This is a genomic window from Paracoccus solventivorans (assembly GCF_900142875.1).
GTDB lineage: Bacteria > Pseudomonadota > Alphaproteobacteria > Rhodobacterales > Rhodobacteraceae > Paracoccus > Paracoccus solventivorans.
The window spans coordinates 19,374-42,197 of sequence record NZ_FRCK01000008.1 but is presented as its reverse complement, the minus strand read 5'-3'; the positions used below and the strand labels follow the sequence as shown (position 1 = coordinate 42,197).

Here is a 22,824-nt window from a genome sequence, read left to right as displayed (position 1 = left end):
CTCGCCGGGCGCAGGCATGACCACCGCCGAACAGGCCGAAGCGGAAAGCAAGGTCGAGGATCACACCTCGAAGCCGCAGGACCAGTATGAGCCGGCGCTGACCACGCTGGCCCAGGAATCGATCCCGGTTCCCGGCGCCCCCGAGGGCATCCCCGCGATGACCCAGGCCGAGTTCGACGAGGCCAACAAGATCTATTTCGAACGCTGCGCCGGCTGCCACGGCGTGCTGCGCAACGGCGCGACCGGCAAGGCACTGACGCCGGACCTGACCCGCGATCTCGGCTTCGACTATCTGCACAGCTTCATCACCTACGGCTCTCCGGCCGGGATGCCGAACTGGGGCACCTCGGGCGAACTGTCCGAAGAGCAGGTGACGCTGATGGCGAACTACCTGCTGCAGGACCCGGCGGCTCCGCCCGAATGGGGGATGCCGGAAATGCGCAACTCCTGGCAGGTGATCGTGCCGCCGGAAGAGCGCCCGACCGAAAAGATGAACGATTGGGACATCGAGAACCTGTTCTCGGTCACGCTGCGCGACGCGGGGCAGATCGCCCTGATCGACGGCGGCACCTATGAGATCAAGAAGGTCATCGACACCGGCTACGCCGTCCACATCAGCCGCCTGTCGGCCTCGGGCCGCTATCTGCTGGTGATCGGCCGCGACGCCAAGGTCGACATGATCGACCTGTGGATGGAAGACCCGTCGGTCGTCGCCACCATCAAGATCGGCATGGAAGCCCGTTCGGTCGAGACCTCGAAGATGGAGGGCTGGGAGGACAAATACGCCATCGCCGGCGGATACTGGCCGCCCCAGTACGTGATCATGGACGGCGCCACGCTCGAGCCGCTCAAGATCGTCTCGACCCGCGGCAACATCTACGACGAACAGACCTACCACCCGGAACCCCGCGTGGCCGCCATCCTGTCGTCGCACTACCGCCCCGAGTTCCTGGTCAACATCAAGGAAACCGGCAAGATCCAGCTGGTCGACTATACCGACCTGAAGAACCTCAAGATCACCGAGATCGAGGCCGAGCGCTTCCTGCACGACGGCGGGCTGGATTCGACCAAGCGCTACTTCATCACCGCGGCCAACGCCCGCGGCAAGCTGGTCGTGATCGACACCAAGGAAGGCAAGCTGGCGGCGATCACCGAGACCGGGGGCGAGACCCCGCACCCGGGCCGCGGCGCGAACTTCGAACACCCGACCTTCGGGCCGGTGTGGGCGACCTCGCACCTGGGCGACGATTCGGTGGCGCTGATCGGGACCGACCCGGAAGGGCACCCGAACAACGCGTGGAAGATCGTGGACAGCTTCCCGGCGCTGGGCGGCGGTTCGCTGTTCGTCAAGACCTTCCCTGGCTCGAACCACCTGTATGTCGACGCGACGCTGAACCCCGAAACCGACATCTCCGGCTCGGTCGCGGTGTTCAAGATCGACCAGATGACGGGCGACGGCTCCGACCCCGAATTCACCACGCTCAACATCGCGGAAATGGCCGAGATCACCGAAGGCCAGCCGCGGGTCGTGCAGGGCGAATACAACAAGGACGGCACCGAAATCTGGTTCTCGGTCTGGAACGGCAAGGACCAGGAATCGGCGATCGTCGTCATCGACGACAAGACGCTTGAGCTGAAGCAGGTCATCAAGGACGAGCGCCTTGTCACCCCGACCGGCAAGTTCAACGTCTACAACACGCAGAACGACGTCTACTGATCGTCGGAATGCGAAATCGGGCGCGCGGGCAACCGCCTGCGCGCCCAACCATCCCCAGCAGGCACGGCAAGGGAAAACGGACATGGCAGGCAAGGTATATCTGATTGGCGCAGGGCCCGGGGACCCCGATCTGCTGACCGTCCGCGCGCTGAGGCTGCTGCAATCCGCCGAGCTGGTCGTCCATGACCGCCTGGTCAGTCCCGAAATCATGGCGCTGGTCCCCGCGACCGCGCGCTGCATCCCGGTCGGCAAGGCCGCCGGGTTCCATTCGGTCCCGCAGGACCGCATCAACGAGATTCTGGTCGAGCTGGCGCGCGAGGGCCACAGCGTGATCCGCCTGAAGGGCGGCGATCCGCTGATCTTCGGCCGCGGCTCGGAAGAGGCCGAGGCGCTGGCCGCCGCCGGCATCCCCTACAGCTACATCCCCGGCATCACCGCGGCGCAGGGCGCCTCGGCCTCGACCGGGGTGCCGCTGACCCATCGCGGGCTGGCGACCGGCGTGCGCTATGTCACCGGCCACCGCGCCAAGGACGCGACGCTGGACCTGCATTGGGAAAGCCTCGCCGACCCCGACACCACGCTGGTGGTCTACATGGGCGCGGGCAACATGGCGGAAATCGCCGCGCGGCTGATCGCAGCCGGGATGCCGGTCGACCTGCCGGTGCTGGCGGTGTCCCACGCCACCACCCCGCGCGAGACGCGGCTGCTGTCGGACCTGACCCAGATCGGCGCCGATCTGGCCCGCGCGCCCATGGAGGCGCCGGTGCTATTCATGATCGGCCGCGTCGCCGGGCTTTACGAAACCGCGGCACTGCCGCTGCCCCGCGAATTGCGCAGCGCGCATCTGCGCGTGGTCAGCAATGGCTGACACCGGCCTGATCGCCGCCGCCTGCGTGGTGGTGATGTCGGTCGGGCTGGCGGCCACATTTGCGCCGTCCTACAGGTCCCCGCCGGCGCCGTCGCCGGCTGTCGACACCGGGGCCTCGGCCGCGGCCGCCACCCCTGCCCCCGCACCGCCGGTCAGCCCGGCCCGGCAGGCAGAGCTGGAGCACATGGTGATCCAGGACTGCGGCTCGTGCCACGGGCTGACGATGAAGGGGGGGCTTGGCAAACCGATCACGCCCGGCGATCTTGCGGGCTTCGACCCCGAGGGGCTGGCTGCGATCATCCTCGACGGGGTGCCGGGCACGGCGATGCCGCCGTGGCGGCCGCTGATCTCGGAACCCGAGGCGCTGTGGATCGCGGAATATCTGATGAAGGAAAAGACCGAATGATCCGCACGACGCTGACCGCCTTGGCCCTGATCGCGCCCGCCGCCGCGCTGGCGCAGGACGGCAGCACCCTGCGCGGCACCGGCGATCTGGGCGTGGTGATCGAACGCGCCACCGGCTCGGTACTGGTGGTGGACCAGTCGGACCGCGCCGCGCTGTGCCGGGTCGAGGGCTTAGGGGATCTGTCCCATGCCTCGCTGACCTTTTCCCCGGACGAGCGTTACGCCTATGTGTTCGGCCGCGATGGCGGGCTGTCCAAGGTCGATATCCTCGCCTGCACGCTGGAAAACCGCATCATCCAGGCCGGCAACTCCATCGGCGGCGCGATTTCCGACGACGGGCGGCTGATCGCGGTGTCGAACTATGAGCCGGGGGGCGTCAACGTCTTCGACGCTGACACGCTGGCGCCGGTGGCGGAAATCCCGATGGGCTCGAAAACCGTGGGGCTGGCCGATGTGCCCGGGTCCCGCTTCATCGTCGCCACCTGGGACGATGGCGAGGCGTGGCTGCTAGACCATTCCGCCGACCCGGCGAACCCGCAGATCACCCGCATCCCGGACGTGGGCGCGAACCCCTATGACGCGCTGCTGACCTCGGACGGGCGGACCTATATCGTGGGGCTGTTCGGGGAAAAGGGGCTGACCACCATCGACCTGTGGGCCGACCCGCCCGCGGTGCGCCGCATCCTGCCCGATTACGGCAAGAACGAACCCGACCTGCCGGTCTACAAGATGCCGCATCTGCAGGGCTGGACGCTGGCCGGCGCGACCTATGCGCTGCCGGCGGTGGGGCTGCATCAGGTGCTGTGGGCCGACGCGGCCTCGGGGCAGGAAATCGGCCGCACCGATGTGGCCGGGCAGCCGGTGTTCGTCACCGCCCGGCCGGACGGGCGCGAGCTGTGGGTGAACTTTGCGCCGCCCGACAACGGCAAGGTGCAGGTGATCGACAGCATGACGCATGAGGTCAAGCAGACGCTGGAGCCGGGCCGCGGCGTCCTGCACATGGAGTTCACCCCCCGGGGGCGCGAGGTCTGGATGTCGGCCCGCGACGACGACCGCGTGGTGATCTACGACAGCCGCACTTACGAGAAACTGGGCGAGATCGAGGCCAAGGCGCCGTCCGGCATCTTCTTCACCGCCCGCGCGCATCGGACCGGGCTATGACGGAACTGGCGCCCGACTGTCTGGACACGCGGCTGCTGGACGAGTTCCAGCGCGACCTGCCGCTGGCCTCGCGCCCCTTCGCCGTCATGGCCGAGCGGCTGGGCACGACGGAAGCCGACGTGCTTTCACGGCTGGCGCGCTTGCAGGACTGCGGCCGGATCAGCCGCGTGGGCGCGACCTGCCGGCCGAACACCGCCGGAGCCTCGACCCTTGCCGCGCTGGCGATCCCCGAGGACTGGATCGAGGAGGTCGCGGCGATCGTCGGCGCCGAGCCGGGCGTGAACCATTCCTATCTGCGCGAGGATCGCTGGAACCTGTGGTTCGTCGCCACCGCGCCCTCGGACGCCGAACTGGCGCAGTCGCTGGCGCGGATCGAGGCATCCTCGGGCCTGCCGGTGCTGTCGCTGCCGCTGGTGCGGCCGTTCAACATCGACCTGGGGTTCCGGCTGCGCGGGCCGCGGGTGGCGCTGGGGCTGGACCGCGACGCCGACATGAGCACGCTGCGCGATGACGACCGCCCGATCATGCAGGCGCTGTCGGACGGGCTGGACCTGGTGGCGCAGCCGTTTGCCGCGCTGGCCCAGCAGCTGGGCCGCAGCGAATCCGACATCATCGCCCGCATCAAGGCGCTGGCGGATGCCCGCATCCTGACCCGCGTCGGCGTCATCGTGCGCCACCGCGCGCTGGGCTGGGCCGCCAATGCGATGGTGGTCTGGCAACTGCCCGACGACGCCATCGAGGCCGCAGGCCGCGCGCTGGCGCAGGTGCCGGGCGTCACCCTGTGCTATCAGCGCCGCATCCAGCCCGGGATCTGGGACTGGCCGCTGTTCTGCATGATCCACGCCCGCTCGCGCACCGAGGCGCTGGCGGTGCTGGAGCATGCCCGCGCCCTGCCGGAACTGGCCGGAGTACCGCACAAGACCCTGTTTTCCACCAGATGTTTCAAGCAGCGCGGCGCGCTGATCGAGGCCGCATGACACGACCATCTCGCCAGATCCTGCCGCAGGATGCGCTGGACGACACCGACCGCGCTATCCTGAACGCGTTGCAGGACGGGTTCCCGCTGACCCCCCGCCCCTATGACGACGCAGCCGAACCGCTGGGGATCGCGGGCAGCGAGCTGATCTCGCGGCTGACCCGGATGCGCCAGATCGGCGCGATCACCCGCTTTGGCCCGTTCTTCGACGCGGCCGCGATGGGCGGCGCCTTTTGCCTGTGCGCGATGGAGGTGCCCGAGGACCGCTTTGACGAAGTGCTGGCCCAGGTCAACGCCCACCCCGAGGTCGCGCATAACTATGAACGCACCCACGCGCTGAACATGTGGTTCGTGCTGGCCACCGACCGGCCCGAGGGGATCGAGCGGACCGCGAAGACCATCGAGAAAGAGACGGGGCTGAAAGTGATGCTGTTTCCCAAGCTCGAGGAATATTTCATCGGTTTCCGGGTGCAGGCATGACCGCGGCGCTGGACCCCACCGACCGCCGCATCGTCAAGGCGACCCAGGCCGGGCTGCCCCTGACCCCCGCCCCTTATGCCGCCGTGGCCGAGGCGCTGGCCCTGACCGAGGCCGAGGTGATCGCGCGCCTGGCCTCGATGCAGGAACGCGGCATCGTCCGCCGCATCGCCGTCGCCCCCAACCATTACGCGCTGGGCATGACCGCCAACGGGATGAGCGTCTGGGACGTCGCCGACGACCGCATCAGCGAGCTGGGCGCGCAGGTGGGCGCGCTGCCCTTCGTCACCCATTGCTACCAGCGGCCGCGCGCCCTGCCCGGCTGGCCCTATAACCTGTTCGCGATGCTGCACGGCGGCAGCCGCGCCGAGGTCGAGGCCAAGCGCGACGAAGTGGCCGCGCTGCTTGGCACCGCCTGCCGCAGCCACGATATCCTGTATTCCACGCGTATCCTGAAAAAGACCGGGTTGCGCCTGCGCGACGAATGAAAGGGGGCAAGGATGTTCCGCCTGACCCAATACATGCACCAGCTGGTCGAGCCCACCCCGGTCCGCCGCCGCGGCACGCCCGGCTCGGTCAAGCCGGTGGTGATCTGGAACCTGACCCGCACCTGCAACCTCAAGTGCCGCCACTGCTATACGGTCAGCTCGGACCACGTGTTTCCGGGCGAGCTGACCCATGAACAGGCGCTGGGAGTGCTGGACGACCTGTCGCAGTTCCGCATCCCGGCGCTAATCCTGTCGGGGGGCGAGCCGCTGAGCCGCTTTGATTTCTGGGAGCTGGCCGAGCGCGCGCGGGCACTGGATTTCCGGCATCTGTCGCTGTCCACCAACGGCACCAGGCTGGGTGAGCCCGGCGTGGCCGACCGGGTGGCGGCGCTGGGCTTCGACTACGTCGGCATCAGCCTGGACGGGATCGGGGCCACCAACGACTGGTTCCGCGGCGTCGAGGGCGCCTTCGACAACGCGCTGGCGGGCGTGCGCGCCTGCAAGGCCCGCGGCGTCAAGGTCGGCCTGCGCTTCACCATCACCAAGGACAACGGCGACCAGCTGCCGCTGATGCTGGATCTGTGCGAATCCGAAGGGGTGGACAAGTTCTACCTGTCGCATCTGGTCTATGCCGGCCGCGGCGACAAGCACCGGGGCGAGGATCAGGAACACGCCCACACCCGCCGCGCCATGGACCTGCTGATCGAACGCGGCTGGGACGCGGTGTCGAACGGCCGCCCGCTGGAGATCGTGACCGGCAACAACGACGCGGACGCGGTGTGGTTCATGCGCTGGGCCGAACGCAATTTCGAGCCCGCCGCGGTGGCCCATATGCGCGAGCATCTGGTGGCTTGGGGCGGCAACTCCTCGGGGCTGGGGGTGGCCAACATCGACCCGCAGGGCAAGGTCCACCCCGACACCTACTGGTCGGACTACACCGTCGGCAGCGTCAAGGAAAAGCCGTTCAGCCAGTGGTGGACCGGCGACGATCCCATGCTGGCGACGCTGCGCACAAGGCCGCGCCCGCTCAAGGGCCGCTGCGGCGCCTGCGCGTTTCAGGATGTCTGCGGCGGCAACACCCGCATCCGCGCGCTGCAACTGACCGGCGACCCCTGGGCCGAAGACCCGGCCTGCTATCTGTCCAATGCCGAGATCGGGGTCGAGGGCGACCTTGAGCGGCTGACCGTCACCCCGTTCCGTGGAAAGAGCCATGACCCCGCGCATCGTTTCTTCTGAAAGACGCCTCCGGCGGGGGTATTTGGGCCAGAAAGAAGTCCTGTGGGCAGCAGCCCTTGCGCTGGCGCCGCTGGCGGCCACCGCCGACCCGGCAGCGGATTACGCCGAGCATTGCGCCTCGTGCCACGCCGAGGACCGGCTGGGCGGAACCGGCCCGGCGCTGATCCCCGAGACACTTGGCCGGGTGAAGGGGCTGGACGAGGTGATCGCCCATGGCCGCCCCGCCACCCAGATGGAGGGTTTCGTCGACCGGCTGTCCGAGCCGCAGATCGCCGCACTGGTCGAGTTCATCAAGGCGCCGCTGGCCGAGACGCCATCGTGGACCGTGGCCGATATCGAGGCCAGCCGCGAGATGGAGGCGGACTATACCCCGGCCGAGGCGCCCGTCTTCGACGCCGACCCGATGAACATCACCCTGGTGGTCGAGACCGGCGACCATCATGTCAGCGTGCTCGACGGCGACACGCTGGACGTGGTCGACCGCTTTCCCACGCCCTATGCAGTGCATGGCGGGCCGAAGTTCTCGCCCGACGGGCGCTATGTCTTCATCATGTCGCGCGACGGCTGGGTGCAGAAATACGATATCTGGTCGCTGCGCGAGGTCGGGCAGGTGCGCGCCGGGCTCAACAGCCGCAACATCGCCATGAGCCATGACGGCAAATGGCTGGCGGTCGCCAACTACCTGCCGCACACGCTGACTATCCTCTCGACCGAGGACCTGACCCCGGTGAAGGTGCTGGAGGTCAAGGCCCGCGACGGCAGCGAATCCCGCGTCTCGGCCGTCTATCAGGCGCCGCAGCGGCGGTCCTTCATCCTGGCGCTGAAGGACGCCCCGGAAATCTGGGAAGTCGCGACCGACCCCGAGGCCGGGCCGTTCCACGACGGTTTCGTCCACAGCCACGAAAAGGGGATGGAGGAATCGGTCGGCGCGCAGAAGGGCCTGTTCGCCCGCCGCCGCATCGTCATCGAAGAGCCGCTGGACGATTTCTTCTTCGACCCCGACTATCGCCACCTGATCGGCACCAACCGCGAGGGCACCAAGGGCGTGGTCGTCAACCTCGACGTCGGCCGCGAGATCGCCGAACTGCCGCTGCCGGGAATGCCGCATCTGGGATCGGGCATCACTTGGGACCGCAACGGCCACAAGGTCATGGCCACCCCGCACCTGAACGAGGGCGTGCTGTCGGTGATCGACATGACCGACTGGTCGCTGGTCAAGGCGATCAAGACCAACGGCCCCGGTTTCTTCCTGCGCAGCCACGAGACCAGCCCCCATGTCTGGGCCGACGTGTTCTTCGGCCCGCATAGGGACGAGGTGCATATCATCGACAAGCAGACGCTGGAAATCGTCAAGACGCTGAACCCGGCGCCGGGCAAGACCGTGGCCCATACCGAGTTCACCCGCGACGGCAAATACGCGCTGGTGTCGATCTGGGAAGACGACGGCGCGGTGGTCGTCTATGATGCCGCCACGCTCGAGGAGGTCAGGCGCCTGCCGATGCGCAAGCCTTCGGGGAAATACAATGTCTGGAACAAGATCACCTTCTCGGACGGGACCAGCCACTGAGGCGGCCCGACCGCAGCCGCGCAGCCGCCTGCGGCTGGCGCTGATCCTTGCGCCCTTCGTCTGGGGGGCGGTGGCGATCAACCTGTTCATGCTGGCGCTGATCGGGCGGGCGCTCGGCTGGCCCAGCCTGTCGCCGGTGGCGACAATCCTGGTGGCATTGCCGCTGACGCTGCCGGCGACCTGGCTGGCCACGCGCTGGATCGGCGGGCTGATCGACGAGGCCGAGCGCGACAGCTGACCGCTGCCGCCCTCACGCCCTCACGCCTCACGCTCTCACGCCTCACGCCTCACGCCTCACGCCTCACGCCTCACGCCTCACGCCTCACGCCTCCCGCCTCACGCCTCACGCCTCACGCCTCACGCCGAAACGGCCATGCATCGCCGCTACCCGGCAACCCCGAAGCGACAGCGGCTTTCTTCCTTGCAGAAATATCCTCCGGGGGGCGCGGGGGGGGCGGAAAGCCCCCCGGCTCCGGCCGTGCAACCGGCGCGGCGGCTTATGCCCTGGGCCGGCGCACCAGCGGCCGGGCCAGCGACTGCGCGGTATAGACCAGGATCGCGATCCCCACCGCGCCCATCGCCGCCACGCCGAGCAGCGCGATCACGTCGATCGGCCCGCCGATGTCGCGCAGCCCCGAGCGGGTGATCCACAGCACGAACGCGACCGCCGCCACCGCGCCGAAGGGCATCGAGATCTGCGCCCACAGGAACTTGTGCATCGACATCGCGCGGTCGCGGACCAGCACATACAGATAGGCCGCGGTCACCAGCAGCGCCGCGGCGACCATTGCCCAGAACAGCCCGCGGCCGAACATTTCCTCGAACACCGCGATCAGCGTGCCCAGCGTCATCTCTTGCATGGCGCGTTCCTCCTCAGGCCTTGCCGCGCAGCATGGCGTTATAGGTGGCCTTCAGCGCCACCTCCTTCATCAGCCAGCTGATCCACAGCTCTTCCAGCGGCGCGATCAGGCCGGGAAACGAGGGGACCAGGTTGTTGTCATAGTCGAACTCGACCAGCATCGCGCGTCCTACGCGGGTGATCATCGGGCACGAGGTGTAGCCGCCATAGACCGCCGTCCCCTCGCGCCCCTGGATCGCGGCGACCAGATGGTCCTCGACCACCGGCACCTGCCATTTCACGCTGGCGGCGGTCTTGCCCTTGGGCACGCCGGCGATGTCGCCCAGCGCGAAGATCTCGGGGTAGCGCAGGTGGCGCAGGGTCTTCATGTCGCATTCGACCCAGCCCTGATCGGTCCATTTGTCGGCCCAGCTCAGCCCGGAATCGCGGATCACCTGCGGGGCGCGCTGCGGCGGGATGACGTGCAGGTAGTCGTAGGGCAACTCGACCGTGGATTTCGTGACCTCGCCGGTCGCGGCATCGGTGGCCGCGGTCTCGAACCGGGCGATGCGGCGGCCCGGCTCGATCCCCTTCAACGTGTGGCCGTAATGGGTGGCGATGCCGCGCTCGCCGAACAGCATCCGCACCTTTTCCGACACGATCGGCACGGAAAACAGCACCGGCTGCGGGCAGACGTAATGCGCCTCGTACCTTCCCGCGGCGCCGTTGCGGCTGGCGATGTCGTCGATCAGAAAAGTGTGTTTCAGCGGCGCGCCGGCGCATTTCATCTCGGTCGCCGGGCGGGTGAAGATGCCCACCCCACCCTGTTCGGTGAACTGCGAGGCCGCCTGCCAGGTCCGCTGCGCGTAGTCCGGCCCGGCGTAAAGCGCGCCAAGCCCGTCCTTGCCGACCAGATCCAGCGAGAACCCCTCGATCGCGTCATGGTCCAGCACCAGCCCCGGCGCGACGATCAGGAAATCGTAGTCCAGCCGCTGCCCGCCCGCGGTGGTGACGGTCTTCGCCTCGGGGTCGATCTCCGCGGCCTGGTCGGTCACCAGCGAGATGCCGCGCGGCAGCCAGTCGGCGGTGCGCGACACCACATAGCCTGGCGGCTTCAGCCCCGCCGCCACCAGCGACAGCCCGGGCTGGTAAAGATGTTCGGCCCGCGCATCGACCACGGTGATCTGCGCCCCGTCCAGCCGCTGCATCAGCCGGTTGGCGAATGCAGTCCCCGCCGCGCCCGCGCCGATGATCACGATCCGGGCGCTGGTCTGGACCCTGGCGGCCTGCGCCGGGGCGGCGCCCAGCCCGGCCGCGGCGGCACCGGCCAGCGCCATGCCCAGCACCCCGCGGCGCGAGGTCATCAGTTCCACCCTTCGGCTCATCGCGCCATTCCTCCCTGCATTCATGTCGCCTGTCCCGGACGGCAGGGATTCCCCGTCGCCGATGCATTGAGCATACATATCACTTACTTTCGATGTTATGAAGATACAGGATTGCGGCCATTTGTCCCACAGGGCCGGATTTTCACAACAAATCCTTGTCGTTAGCACAGCCGCCAGCGCCGTGCCGGCCGCGCCAGCCCCGGCGAATTGACACTGCTCAAATACGCGGGTCCGCCGGTCTGCTAAGTCCCGGCCGGAAACAGCCGGATTGCCAGCCATGAACATTCTTCGCCTGATCGTCCTTCTTTGTGCCTGGCTGGCGATAACCGGCCCGGCCCATGCCGAATCGGTGCTGGCGCAGTTCCTGCCCGAGCAATCCGCGGGGGAGCTGGTCGAGGGCGCCGACGGCTTCGGCCCGATCCGCGACGACCTGCCGGTCGCGCCGGTACTGCGCGGCGGCGAACGGGTGGCCTGGGCCTTCATCACCACGGATTTCGTCGGCACCACCGGCTATTCCGGCAAGCCGATCCACACGATGGTCGCCGTCGACGACGAGGCCAAGATCGCCGGCGTGCAGCTGGTGCACCACTCGGAACCCATCGTGCTGATCGGCATCCCCGAGGCGAAGGTGCAGGCCATGGTCGAGGGCTATCGCGGGCTGGACCTGATCGCCGAGGCCAAGGCCGGCGGCACCGGCCATGACGTCGAGATCATCTCGGGCGCCACGGTGACGGTGATGGTGATCGACGATTCCATCGTCCGCTCGGGGCTCAAGGTGGCGCGGACGCTGGGGCTGGGCGGGCTGGCCGCGCCGGTGGCGCAGGCCGGTCCCAGCTTCGAGATCAACCCCGAGGCCCCCGCCCCGTCGAGTTGGACCGAGATGGAGGGCGACGGCACCCTGCGCCGGATGGTGATCGAGGTGGGCCAGGTCAACGAGGCCTTCGCCACCAACGCCGACCCCCGCGCCGTCCGCCGCGCCCTGACCGAACCGCCGGAAACCACCTTCATCGAGATGCAGGTGGCGCTGGCCTCGGTCCCCTCGGTCGGGCAGGCGCTGCTGGGCGAGGCGCAGAACACCAACCTGCAAAGCTGGCTGAAACCCGGCGAACAGGCGATCGCGGTGGTCGGTCGCGGGCTCTACAGCTTCAAGGGTTCGGGCTATGTGCGCGGCGGCATCTTCGACCGGATCGTGCTGATCCAGGACGACGTGTCGGTGCGCTTCCACGACCGCGACCACCGGCGGATCAACGGGCTGGCCCCCGAGGACGCGCCGGATTTCCCGGAAATGGACCTGTTCAAGATCCCGGCCGAGTCGGGCTTCGACCCCGGCAAGCCGTTCCGCATCCAGCTGCTGGTGCACCGCGATGTCGGGCCGGTGGAAAAGGTCTTCACCACCTTCGACCTGGGCTATCAGCTGCCGCAGCAATACCTGCGCGCCGTCGCACCCCCGCCCGCCCCGCCCGAGGCCGTGGCCGCGGCGGATGCCGCAGCCGCCATCGCCGAGCCCTCGGAAAGCCGGGCCCAGGCCGAGCTGTGGAAGCGGATCTGGCTGGATTCCGAGGTCAAGATCGCCATTCTCGGTGCGATGCTGGCCGTGCTGACGCTGGTGTTCTTCTTCCAGCATTTCGCGGTCAGGAACGAGCGGCGCTTCTACATCTTCCGCATGGCCTATCTGACGGTCACGCTGGTGGTGCTGGGCTGGATGTTCAACGCGCAGCTGTCGGTGGTGAACATCATGGCGCTGACCGGCAGCCTGGTGTCGGGCTTCAGCTGGCAGGCGTTCCTGCTGGATCCGCTGACCTTCATCCTGTGGTTCGCGGTGGCGGCGGCGCTGCTGTTCTGGGGCCGCGGCGCCTATTGCGGCTGGCTGTGCCCGTTCGGCGCGCTGCAGGAGCTGACCAACCAGATCGCCCGCAAGCTGCGCATCCCGCAATGGACCCTGCCCTGGGGGCTGCACGAGCGGCTGTGGCCGATCAAGTACATGATCTTCCTGGGGCTGTTCGGGGTGTCGCTGGCCTCGATCGAGCAGGCCGAACGCCTGGCCGAGGTCGAGCCGTTCAAGACCGCGATCATCCTGAACTTCGTCCGCGCCTGGCCCTTCGTCGCCTATGCGGTGGCGCTGCTGGTGGCGGGGCTGTTCGTCGAACGCTTCTACTGCCGCTACCTGTGCCCGCTGGGCGCGGGGCTGGCAATCCCGGCGCGGCTGCGGATGTTCGACTGGCTCAAGCGCTATCGCGAATGCGGCAACCCCTGCCAGACCTGCGCCAATGAATGCCCGGTGCAGTCGATCCACCCGACCGGAGAGATCAACCCCAACGAGTGCATCAACTGCCTGCACTGCCAGGTGCTCTACCAGTCCGAAACGAAATGCCCGGTGGTGATCCGGCGGCTCAAGCGGCGTGAATCCGTCGCCGCCAGCCCCGCGCCGCGGCTGGGGCCGGTCCCTGCGGGCCATCCCAACGCAACCCCCCGACTCAAGACCTGAAACAGAGGAGGTCGAACATGGAAACCAACGACAAGAAGGGCGTCAGTCGCCGCGCGCTGCTGGGCGCTACCGCCGGCGGCGCCGCCGTCGCGGGCGCTTTCGGCGGCAGGCTGGCGCTGGGGCCGGCCGCGCTGGGGCTGGGCACGGCCGCGGCCGTGACCGGCGGCACCGCCGGTGCGGCGGGCGCTGCGGAAATCAACGTCGCCCCCGGGCAGCTCGACCAGTACTACGGCTTCTGGTCCTCGGGGCAGACCGGCGAGGTGCGCATCCTCGGCATCCCCTCGATGCGCGAGCTGATGCGGATCCCGGTGTTCAACCGCTGCTCGGCCACCGGCTGGGGCCAGACCAACGAGTCGCTGCGCATCTTCGAACGCGGGATGACCGAAAAGACCAGAAAACACCTGGCCGCCAACGGCAAGCGCATCCATGACAACGGCGACCTGCACCACCTGCACATGTCCTATACCGAGGGCAAATACGACGGCCGCTACCTGTTCATGCAGGACAAGGCCAACACCCGCGTCGCCCGCGTGCGTTGCGACGTGATGAAATGCGATTCCATCCTGGAAATCCCGAACGCCAAGGCCATCCACGGGATGCGCCCGCAGAAATGGCCGCGCAGCAACTACCTGTTCTGCAACGGCGAGGACGAGGCGCCGCTGATCAACGACGGCACCACGATGAACGACATCTCGACCTATGTGAACGTGTTCAGCGCAGTGAACGCCGACGAGATGCAGGTCGCGTGGCAGGTGCTGGTATCGGGCAACCTCGACAACACCGACTGCGACTATGAAGGGAAATGGGCGTTCTCGACCTCGTACAACTCGGAAATGGGGATGAACCTCGCCGAGATGAGCGAGTCCGAGATGGACCACGTCGTCATCTTCAACATCGCCGAGATCGAAAAGGCGATCGAGGCCGGCCAGTACGAGGAAATCAACGGCTGCAAGGTGCTGGACGGCCGCAAGGAAGCCAACAGCCAGTTCACCCGCTACATCCCCATCGCCAACAACCCCCATGGTTGCAACATGGCGCCGGACAAGAAACACTTGGTGCTGAACGGCAAGCTGTCGCCCACCGTCACGGTGCTCGACGTGACCAAGCTGGACGCAATCTTCTACGAAGGCGCCGAGCTGCGCAGCGCTGTGGTGGCGGAACCGGAACTGGGGCTGGGCCCGCTGCACACCGCCTTTGACGGGCGCGGCAACGCCTATACCTCGACCTTCATCGACAGCCAAGTCGTCAAGTGGAACATCGAGGAAGCCGTGCGCGCCTATGCCGGCGAGGACGTGGACCCGATCAAGCAAAAGCTGGACGTGCACTACCAGCCCGGCCACCTGAAGACCACGATGGGCGAGACGCTGGACGCGCAGAACGACTGGCTGGTCGTGCTGTGCAAGTTCTCGAAGGACCGCTTCCTGAACGTCGGCCCGCTGAAGCCGGAAAACGATCAGCTGATCGACATTTCCGGCGACCAGATGGTGCTGGTCCACGACGGCCCCACCTTTGCCGAGCCGCATGATGCCATTGCCGTCGATCCGGCGATTCTGTCGGGCATCATCAAGTCGGTGTGGGACCGCAACGACCCGATGTGGGCCGAGACCCGCAAGCAGGCCGAGGCGGACGGCGTCGACATTGACGAATGGGCCGACACGATCATCCGTGACGGCAACAAGGTGCGGGTCTATATGTCCAGCGTCGCCCCCAGCTTCTCGCTGGAAAGCTTCACCGTGACCGAGGGCGACGAGGTGACGGTGATCGTCACCAACCTGGACGAGATCGACGACCTGACCCACGGTTTCACCATCGGCAACCACGGCGTCGCCATGGAGACGTCGCCGCAGCAGACCTCGTCGGTTACCTTCACCGCTGCGAGCCCCGGCGTCTACTGGTACTATTGCCAGTGGTTCTGCCACGCGCTGCACATGGAAATGCGCGGCCGAATGCTGGTCGAGCCGAAGGCGGCCTGATCCGATGCGCTGGCTGTCCCTGATCCTTGCCCTGGCCCTTGCCCCGGCCGCCACCCTGGCGGCCGAGCATGAGGTCGCGCCGGGTGCGGGCAGCCTTGCGCGCGCCATCGCCGGGGCTGCCCCCGGCGATGTGCTGAAACTGGCGGGCGGGGTCCATGCGGGCCCCGTCACCATCGACCGCCCCCTGACCATCACCGGCAGCCGCGACGCCGTCGTGGACGGCCAGGGCCAGGGCACCGTCATCACCATCGAGGCGCCCGACGTGCGGCTGGAAGGGTTTTCCGTCACCGGCTCGGGGATGGTGAACCAGGACCTCGATTCGGGGATCAAGATCCGCAAGGGCGCCGACCGGGCGCAGGTGCTGCGGCTGGCCCTGACCGGCAACATGCACGGCGTCGACGTCCACGGCGGCCACGACGCGCAGGTGATCGGCAACCAGATCACCGGCACGCAGGTGCTGCACATGAACGAGCGCGGCAACGGCGTCTATGTCTGGAACAGCCCCGGCACGGTGGTCGAGGGCAATACCATTCGCTATGGCCGCGACGGCATCTTCTCCAACACCAGCGCCGACAGTTTCTATCGCAACAACCTGTTCCTGGACCTGCGCTTCGCGGTGCATTTCATGTACACCCGCAACACCGAGGTGTCGGGCAACATCTCGGTCGGGAACCACCTGGGCTATGCGATCATGTTCTCGGACCGGCCGGTGATCCGCAACAACCTCAGCTTGGGCGACCGCGAACACGGCATCATGCTGAACTATGCCAACAGCGGCGATGTCAGCGGCAACCTGGTCCGCGGCGGCGCCCGCAAGTGCCTGTTCATCTACAACGCCCACAAGAACCTGATCTACGACAACCGCTTCCAGGACTGCGGCATCGGCATCCACTTCACCGCCGGGTCCGAGCGCAACGTGCTGACCGGCAACGCCTTTCTGGGCAACCGCGAGCAGGTAAAATACGTCGGCACCCGCCACATGGAGTGGAGCCTCGAGGGCCGCGGCAACTACTGGTCCGACCACCCCGCCTTCGATCTGAACGGCGACGGCATCGCCGACGGCAGCTATCGCCCCAACGACCTGATGGACCATATCCTGTGGTCGCAGCCCGCCGCGGCGCTGCTGACCGGGTCCCCCGCCGTCCAGCTGATCCGCTGGAGCCAGAGCAACTTTCCCGCCACCCTGCCCGGCGGCGTGCGCGATTCCGCGCCGCTGATGCAGCCGCTGGCCATTCCCGTCCCCGATGACATAGCCGCCATGGAGGCCGCCGTCGCCGGGCGCTGGGACAAAGGTAACTTCGATGACTTCGACGCTGAAAATCTCACATCTCACTAAACGCTACGAATCGGTCGAGGCGCTGCGGGATGTGTCGCTGACGCTGGAACCGGGGATGCGCATGGCGCTGCTGGGCCACAACGGCGCCGGCAAGTCGACGATGATGAAGATCATCCTGGGGCTGGTCCCCTTTGACGGGGGCGAGGTCTCGGTCTGCGGCGGCGCCCCCGGCTCGGCCGCGGCGCGGGCGCAGGTGGCCTATCTGCCCGAAAACGCCGCCTTCCACCCGGCCCTGACCGGCGAGGAACAGATCCGCCATTACCTGGCGCTGCGCGGCGAGGATGCCGGGCGCGCGGGCGAGCTGCTGGAACGGGTCGGGCTGGGCCACGCCAAGCGCCGCCGCATCGGCACCTATTCCAAGGGGATGCGTCAGCGCGTCGGGCTGGCGCAGACGCTGATCGGGCGGCCGCGGCTCCTGGTGCTGGACGAGCCCACCTCGGGGCTGGACCCGGTGTCGCGGCGCGATTTCTACGCGCTGCTGGACGGGCTGGCGGCCGAGGGCGCCTCGATCCTGCTCTCCAGCCACGCGCTGACCGAGGTCGAGGCCCGCACCGACCGCATCCTGATCCTGGCGCGTGGCCGGCTGGTGGCCGAGGGCACCCTACCCAGCCTGCGCCACGAAGCCGCGCTGCCGGTGACGCTGCTGGTCACCCCCGCCGCCGGCGCGGCCGAGCCGCTGGCCGCCGCCCTGCCCGGGGCCGAGCCCACCGCCGACGGGCGCCTGCGGCTGGATTGCACGCAGGCCGACAAGCTGCCGCTGCTGGCGCGGATCACCGCGCAGGGCGAGCGCGTGGCCGATCTGGACGTGATCCCGCCCAGCCTGGAAGACATCTACACCCATTTCGGTCACGGAGAGGCGGCATGAACCGCATTCTTGCCACCGCGGCGTCCGAGTTCCGCATCGCCTTCCGCAACCGCTGGGTGCTCATCGCCACCGCGCTGATGGTGCTGTTCTCGCTGGTGCTGGCCGCCGCCGGGGCCGCGCCCACCGGCGATGTCGGCGTGGACCGGCTGTCGATCACCGTCGCCTCGCTGACCTCGCTGGCGGTCTATCTGGTGCCGCTGCTGGCGCTGCTGATGAGCTTTGACGCCATCGCCGGCGAGGTCGAGCGCGGCACCCTGCCCTTGCTGCTGACCTATCCGGTGTCGCGGCTGCAGATCCTGCTGGGCAAGCTTCTGGCGCATCTAGCGATCCTCGCGCTGGCGCTGGTGCTGGGCTACGGCGCCGCCGGCGTCATGGCCTTTGTCACCGATCCCGCCTCGATCACCGCGCTGCCGTCGCTGTGGCGGCTGATCTGGACCTCGGTCCTGCTGGGCGCGGCCTTCCTGGGGCTGGGTTATACGCTGTCGTCGCTGTCGCGGCGGCCCTCGGGGGCGGCGGGGCTGGCGATGGGGCTGTGGTTGCTGTTCGTGGTGCTTTACGATCTGGGCCTGCTGGCGCTGGTGGTGACCGACAGCGGCGGCGCGCTGACCACCCATGTGCTGCCGGTGGCGCTGCTGGCCAACCCGGCCGATGCGTTCCGCCTGTTCAACCTGTCCGCAGCCAGCGCCGTGGCCGAGGCCGGCGGCATCGGCGGCGCCGCAAGCGCCATCGCGCTGTGGAAATCCGCGGCCTCGCTGGTGCTGTGGCCGGTGGCGGCGCTGCTGCTGGCCTGGGCCGCTTTCCGCAAGGTGACGCCATGAAGCTGCTGCCGCTTGCCCTGCTGCTGGCCGCCCTGACGCTTTCCGCCTGCAAGGAGGAGGTGGCGCAGGACATCGGCCCGCAAGAGTTCACCGCCGAATCGCTGGGGCATTACTGCCAGATGAACCTGCTGGAACACCCCGGCCCCAAGGCGCAGGTGGTGCTGGAAGGGATGCCGACGCTGTTCTTCAGCCAGGTCCGCGACGCCATCGCCTATACCCGCGCGCCCGAACAGATGGCCCCGATCCTGGCGGTCTATGTCAACGACATGGGCGCGCCCGGCGCCACCTGGGACGTGCCCGGAGAGGGCAACTGGATCGACGCCAAGACCGCGTTCTATGTCGTGGGCTCGGGCCGCGAAGGCGGCATGGGCGCCCCTGAAACGGTGCCGTTTTCCACGCGCGAGGCCGCGCAAGGCTTTGCCGATGCCGAGGGCGGCACCGTGCTGCAGCTGGACGCGATCCGCGACGACATGGTGCTGGCCCCCGTCGACATGGGCGACGAGGACGAAGACGATTACCTGCGGCGCCTGCGCGCCCTTTCCCAACCCGCCGGAGGTTGAACATGCTGACCCGCCGCCGCCTGCTGACGATTTCCGCCGCGCTGGCCCTGACCCCCGCGGCCCTGCGCGCGGGCACCCCGCCGCCCGCCGCGCGGCTGTGGTCCGGGCAGGCGCTGGGCGCGCGCGCCTCGATCCGGCTGGCCCATCCCGACGCCGAGGCGATTTCGGGGCGGGTGCTGGCCGAGATCGACCGGCTCGAGGATATCCTCAGCCTCTATCGCCCGGACAGCGCGCTGGCGCGGCTGAACCGCGACGGGCAGCTGGACGCCCCGCCCTTCGAGCTGCTGGAATGCCTGTCGCTGGCCGGTGCCGTGCATGGCGCGAGCGGCGGGCGTTTCGACCCCACGGTGCAGCCGCTGTGGGCGCTGTGGGCCGAAGCCGCCGCGGCCGGACACCAGCCCGCCCCTGCCGAGATCGCGGCGCGGCGCGCCGTGGTCGGGTGGGAGGGGGTGACGCTCGACAGCGACCGCATCAGCCTGCGCCCCGGTGCCGCGCTGACCCTGAACGGCATCGGACAGGGCTATGTCGCCGACCGCGTGGCGGCGCTGCTGACCGCCGAGGGGCTGAGCGAGATCCTGATCGACACCGGCGAGTTCCGCGCCCTTGGCGGCCAGCCCGGCGGCGGCCCCTGGCAGATCACCCTGGCCGCCGGCGGCCAGCTGGGGCTGTCGGGGCGGGCGCTGGCAAGCTCGTCCCCGCTGGGCACCACCTTCGACCAGGCGGGGCGCAACGGGCATATCCTCGAGCCCGCCACCGGCCGCCCCAGCGCTGCGGCGTGGCGCGAGATCGCGATCTCGGCCCCCTCGGCCGCGCTCGCCGATGCGCTGAGCACCGCCGCCTGCATGATCCCCGACCGCGAGGAAATCGCGGCGATGGTCGCGCAATTCCCCGGCGCGCGGGTCGAGGCTGCGGTCTGAGAGCCGGGGCCTAGCCCCCCACCGGCTCGAAGGCGCCGAAGCGGCCTGCGGCAAACACCAGCGGGTGATCGTCCGGTCCGGCGATGGTCACCTGCGCCACCCGCCCGACCAGGATCGAGTGGTCGCCGCCGTCATGCACCGCATGGGCGTGGCAGTCGAACCGCGCCGCCACCCCCGGGATCTCTGGCGTGCCCAGCAGGGTCCGGCCCAGCGCGATGCCCTGGAACCCTGCCCCGCCGCGGGTGAAGCGCAGGCAGATGTCCAGCTGCTCGGCGCCCAGCACATGGATGGACCACGCCGGCGCCTGCGCAAAGATCTCGTGCCGCCCCGAGGCCCGCGCCGGGCACCACAGGACCAGCGGCGGGTCCAGCGACACGCTGGTGAAGCTGTTCACCGTCATCCCCTGCGGCCCGTCCGGGCCCTCGGCGGTGACGATGGTGACGCCGGTCGCGAACCGGCCCAGCGCCTCGCGGAACAGGCGGGCGGCCTCGGTGTCGGGGCGAAAGCTGATGGCGTCGGCCAGCCGGTCCAGCGTCTCGGGGGTCAGTCTCGTCATTCGGCGGTCCCTTCATTCCGGCCGGGCGGCAGCACCACCAGCGCGCCCAGGATTTCCGCGTGCAGCGCCGGCGCCGCCACGATCAGCCCGTCGCCCAGCGGCGGCGCCTGGTTGAAGCGGAAGCCCTGCCCGCGCCGGTCGCTCACCACGCAGCCCGCGCATTCCGCGATCAGCGAGGCCGCCGCCACATCCCATTCCCACACCGGCCGCATCGACAGCACCGCGTCGAACTGCGCGTCCGCTACCATGCAGAACCGCGAGGCGAGCGAGGGGCGGAAGCCCCGCTTGACCGCAGGCACCACGCCGCCGCGCCAGAACCCCGGGTCCAGCGAGGATTTTGCGGTCAGCACCCGGGCGCCTGCCAGCGGCACGGCGGCGGCGTGAACGGGTTCGTCGTTGCGGGTGGCCGGGCCGCCCGCGGCGGCGGCATAGGTGACGCCGCGCGCCGGCTGGTGGACCACCCCGGCGATGGGACGGCCGTTTTCCACCACCGCCACGGCGACGGCGAAACCGTCCTGCCCCTCGATAAAGGCGCGGGTGCCGTCGATCGGGTCGATGATGAACACGCGGGCGGCGGTGGCGCGGGCGGGGTCCTCGGGGCTTTCCTCGGACAGCCAGCCGTAGTCCGGGCGGGCGGCGCGCAGCACCCGCTCAAGCTCGGTGTTCACGGCTAGGTCGGCCTCGGACACCGGCCCCGCGCCTTGCGGCTTTTCCCAGTGCCGGAAGCGGCCGCGCCAATGGGCCACCGCGATTTCGCCGGCGTCCACGGCCGCCTGCCGGATCAGGGCAAGGTCACTCTCCGGCAACGGTCATGCCCTCGACAAGCAGGCTGGGCACCCGCAGGCTGCGCCAGTCGGGCAGATCGTTGGCGGCGACCATCAGCATCAGCATCTCGCGCAGGTTCCCGGCAATGGTGCATTCGTTGACCGGATAGGCGATCTGGCCGTTTTCCACCCAGAACCCGGCGGCGCCGCGCGAATAATCGCCGGTGGTGGCGTTGATCGAGGCGCCCAGCATCGAGGTCACCACCAGCCCGCGCCCCATCTCGCGGATCAGTTCCTCGGGCGTGGCCTCACCTGCGGTCAGCGTCACGTTGCTGGTCCCCGGCGAGGGCGGCGACGAGGTGCCGCGCACGGCGCTGGCGGTCGAGGCCATGCCCAGCTTGCGCGCGGTGGCCAGGTCCAGCGTCCAGCCCTGCAATTCGGCCGCCTCGACGATCAGCCGCGGCGCGGTGCGCAGCCCCTCGCCGTCGAAGGGGCGCGAGGCGGAATGGCGGGGGCGGCGCGGGTCCTCGGTCAGGTTCATGCCCGCGGGCAGCACCTGCTGGCCCAGGTCGTTGCGCAGCCAGCTGGACCCGCGCGCCACCGCGCTGCCGTTCACCGCCCCCAGCAGGTGCGAAATCAGCGTGCCCGCGACGCGTTCGTCGTAAAGGATCGGAAAGGCGCCGGTCGGCGGCTTGCGCGCGCCCTGCCGCGCCACGGTGCGTTCGCCGGCCAGCCGCCCGATTTCTTCGGGGGTGGGCAGGTCCTCGGCCCAGACCCGCGATTCGCCGGCCCAGTCGCGTTCCATCCCCAGCCCCTCGCCGGTGATGGCGACGGCGGAAATCCCGTGGCTGCTGCGCCCGTAGCCGGCCGAAAACCCGTTGCTGGCCGCCAGCCAGATGCGGCGCTGCACCGCCGAGGCGCTGGCCGATTCGGCCATGCTGACCCCCTTGACCGCCAGCGCCGCCGCCTCGGCCCGCAGCGCAAGTTCCAGCAGCGCGGGCGGCTCGGGCAGCGGCTGCCCGTCGTCCAGCTGCAAGGGACCCGCGTCGGTATCGCCGTCGCTGGCCAGCTGGTCGGGATGGGCCAGCCCGACGTGATCGTCCACCGGCGCCTCGCGTGCCATGGCGACGGCGCGTTCCGCCATCTCGGCAAGGGTCCGGTCCGAGGTGTCGCTGGCCGAGACGCAGGCCTGTCGCCCGCCCAGGATCACGCGCAGGCCGATGTCGATCCCCTCGGCGCGTTCGGCGTGTTCCAGCGCCCCCTGCCGCACCTCGACCGACAGCGCGGTCCCCGAGGTGGCGATGGCGTCGGCCTCGTCCGCGCCGGCGGCGCGCGCGGCCGCGATCAGCGCATCGGTCAACCGGGCAAGATCAGAGGCAGAATCGGATCTGGTCATGAGAGGGCGCCTTCCTTCCGAAGCGAAAGGGCCGGA

At 68.9% G+C, this 22,824-nt stretch carries 22 protein-coding genes; 17 read left to right on the top strand and 5 right to left on the bottom strand.

The features are described from left to right. The first annotated feature begins 16 nt into the window (after nt 1-16). The 10 genes from BUB57_RS12095 to BUB57_RS12050 all read left to right on the top strand — a co-directional run bounded on the left by BUB57_RS12095 (nt 17) and on the right by BUB57_RS12050 (nt 9,133). Complete coding sequence (locus tag BUB57_RS12095) at nt 17-1,717, top strand: nitrite reductase (protein ID WP_073067559.1); 1,701 nt, start codon at nt 17-19, stop codon at nt 1,715-1,717. 82 nt (nt 1,718-1,799) lie between these two features. Continuing rightward, nucleotides 1,800-2,585, top strand: a complete 786-nt coding sequence (gene cobA / locus BUB57_RS12090; protein WP_073067358.1) for a uroporphyrinogen-III C-methyltransferase — start codon at nt 1,800-1,802, stop codon at nt 2,583-2,585. Continuing rightward, the gene (locus BUB57_RS17315) at nt 2,578-2,991 is read left to right on the top strand and encodes a c-type cytochrome (protein ID WP_327082966.1); all 414 of its coding nucleotides are present in this window, start codon (nt 2,578-2,580) and stop codon (nt 2,989-2,991) included. The genes cobA and BUB57_RS17315 overlap by 8 nt, the downstream gene beginning before the upstream one ends. Then, nucleotides 2,988-4,151 (top strand): cytochrome D1 domain-containing protein, encoded by a 1,164-nt coding sequence (locus BUB57_RS12080; protein WP_073067357.1) that lies wholly within the window; start codon nt 2,988-2,990, stop codon nt 4,149-4,151. The genes BUB57_RS17315 and BUB57_RS12080 overlap by 4 nt, the downstream gene beginning before the upstream one ends. Beyond that, entirely contained in the window at nt 4,148-5,128 is a 981-nt protein-coding gene (gene ahbB, locus BUB57_RS12075) for a siroheme decarboxylase subunit beta (RefSeq protein WP_073067355.1), read from the top strand. Before BUB57_RS12080 ends, ahbB (BUB57_RS12075) begins: the two co-directional genes overlap by 4 nt. Next, nucleotides 5,125-5,607: an Lrp/AsnC family transcriptional regulator gene (locus BUB57_RS12070; RefSeq protein ID WP_073067354.1), complete on the top strand. Its 483-nt coding sequence runs from the start codon at nt 5,125-5,127 to the stop codon at nt 5,605-5,607. The genes ahbB (BUB57_RS12075) and BUB57_RS12070 overlap by 4 nt, the downstream gene beginning before the upstream one ends. Further along, the gene (ahbB, locus tag BUB57_RS12065) at nt 5,604-6,092 is read left to right on the top strand and encodes a siroheme decarboxylase subunit beta (RefSeq protein WP_073067347.1); all 489 of its coding nucleotides are present in this window, start codon (nt 5,604-5,606) and stop codon (nt 6,090-6,092) included. The genes BUB57_RS12070 and ahbB (BUB57_RS12065) overlap by 4 nt, the downstream gene beginning before the upstream one ends. Nucleotides 6,093-6,104: 12 nt before the next feature. Then, a complete protein-coding gene (gene nirJ, locus BUB57_RS12060; RefSeq protein WP_073067345.1) occupies nt 6,105-7,328 on the top strand; it encodes a heme d1 biosynthesis radical SAM protein NirJ in 1,224 nt (407 codons plus the stop codon). A gap of 22 nt (nt 7,329-7,350) precedes the next feature. After that, nucleotides 7,351-8,895 carry a nitrite reductase gene (locus BUB57_RS12055; RefSeq protein ID WP_234952066.1) on the top strand — a complete coding sequence of 515 codons (1,545 nt, stop codon included), beginning with the start codon at nt 7,351-7,353 and terminating at the stop codon, nt 8,893-8,895. Next, nucleotides 8,852-9,133, top strand: a complete 282-nt coding sequence (locus BUB57_RS12050; RefSeq protein ID WP_073067343.1) for a hypothetical protein — start codon at nt 8,852-8,854, stop codon at nt 9,131-9,133. Before BUB57_RS12055 ends, BUB57_RS12050 begins: the two co-directional genes overlap by 44 nt. 259 nt (nt 9,134-9,392) lie before the next feature. On the opposite strand, the gene BUB57_RS12045 is transcribed toward BUB57_RS12050, so the two are convergent. After that, complete coding sequence (locus BUB57_RS12045; protein WP_073067341.1) at nt 9,393-9,755, bottom strand: DUF5368 domain-containing protein; 363 nt, start codon at nt 9,753-9,755, stop codon at nt 9,393-9,395. A 13-nt stretch (nt 9,756-9,768) separates the two neighbouring features. Then, complete coding sequence (locus BUB57_RS12040) at nt 9,769-11,118, bottom strand: NAD(P)/FAD-dependent oxidoreductase (RefSeq protein WP_073067339.1); 1,350 nt, start codon at nt 11,116-11,118, stop codon at nt 9,769-9,771. Nucleotides 11,119-11,395: 277 nt separating this feature from the next. Here BUB57_RS12040 and BUB57_RS12035 point away from each other — a divergent pair, with 277 nt between their 5' ends. The 7 genes from BUB57_RS12035 to BUB57_RS12005 are packed head-to-tail and all read left to right on the top strand — an operon-like array spanning nt 11,396 to nt 20,072. Continuing rightward, nucleotides 11,396-13,603 (top strand): NosR/NirI family protein, encoded by a 2,208-nt coding sequence (locus BUB57_RS12035; protein WP_073067337.1) that lies wholly within the window; start codon nt 11,396-11,398, stop codon nt 13,601-13,603. A gap of 17 nt (nt 13,604-13,620) precedes the next feature. Next, nucleotides 13,621-15,576 (top strand): TAT-dependent nitrous-oxide reductase, encoded by a 1,956-nt coding sequence (nosZ, locus tag BUB57_RS12030; protein ID WP_073067335.1) that lies wholly within the window; start codon nt 13,621-13,623, stop codon nt 15,574-15,576. 4 nt (nt 15,577-15,580) lie between these two features. Then, entirely contained in the window at nt 15,581-16,912 is a 1,332-nt protein-coding gene (locus BUB57_RS12025) for a nitrous oxide reductase family maturation protein NosD (RefSeq protein ID WP_073067333.1), read from the top strand. Continuing rightward, entirely contained in the window at nt 16,878-17,777 is a 900-nt protein-coding gene (locus tag BUB57_RS12020) for an ABC transporter ATP-binding protein (protein WP_073067331.1), read from the top strand. Before BUB57_RS12025 ends, BUB57_RS12020 begins: the two co-directional genes overlap by 35 nt. After that, entirely contained in the window at nt 17,774-18,595 is an 822-nt protein-coding gene (locus tag BUB57_RS12015) for an ABC transporter permease (RefSeq protein ID WP_073067328.1), read from the top strand. The genes BUB57_RS12020 and BUB57_RS12015 overlap by 4 nt, the downstream gene beginning before the upstream one ends. Further along, the gene (locus BUB57_RS12010; protein ID WP_073067326.1) at nt 18,592-19,155 is read left to right on the top strand and encodes a nitrous oxide reductase accessory protein NosL; all 564 of its coding nucleotides are present in this window, start codon (nt 18,592-18,594) and stop codon (nt 19,153-19,155) included. Before BUB57_RS12015 ends, BUB57_RS12010 begins: the two co-directional genes overlap by 4 nt. A 2-nt stretch (nt 19,156-19,157) precedes the next feature. Further along, nucleotides 19,158-20,072: an FAD:protein FMN transferase gene (locus tag BUB57_RS12005; protein ID WP_200796452.1), complete on the top strand. Its 915-nt coding sequence runs from the start codon at nt 19,158-19,160 to the stop codon at nt 20,070-20,072. 10 nt (nt 20,073-20,082) lie between these two features. Here the strand turns inward: BUB57_RS12005 and BUB57_RS12000 are convergent, their stop codons facing one another. The 3 genes from BUB57_RS12000 to BUB57_RS11990 are packed head-to-tail and all read right to left on the bottom strand — an operon-like array spanning nt 20,083 to nt 22,788. Further along, nucleotides 20,083-20,628, bottom strand: coding sequence for a flavin reductase FerA (locus BUB57_RS12000; RefSeq protein ID WP_073067324.1), 546 nt, complete (start codon nt 20,626-20,628; stop codon nt 20,083-20,085). Next, nucleotides 20,625-21,434, bottom strand: a complete 810-nt coding sequence (locus BUB57_RS11995; RefSeq protein ID WP_073067322.1) for a 3'(2'),5'-bisphosphate nucleotidase CysQ — start codon at nt 21,432-21,434, stop codon at nt 20,625-20,627. Before BUB57_RS11995 ends, BUB57_RS12000 begins: the two co-directional genes overlap by 4 nt. Next, nucleotides 21,421-22,788: a TldD/PmbA family protein gene (locus BUB57_RS11990; protein ID WP_073067320.1), complete on the bottom strand. Its 1,368-nt coding sequence runs from the start codon at nt 22,786-22,788 to the stop codon at nt 21,421-21,423. The genes BUB57_RS11995 and BUB57_RS11990 overlap by 14 nt, the downstream gene beginning before the upstream one ends. Nucleotides 22,789-22,824: the final 36 nt, after the last annotated feature.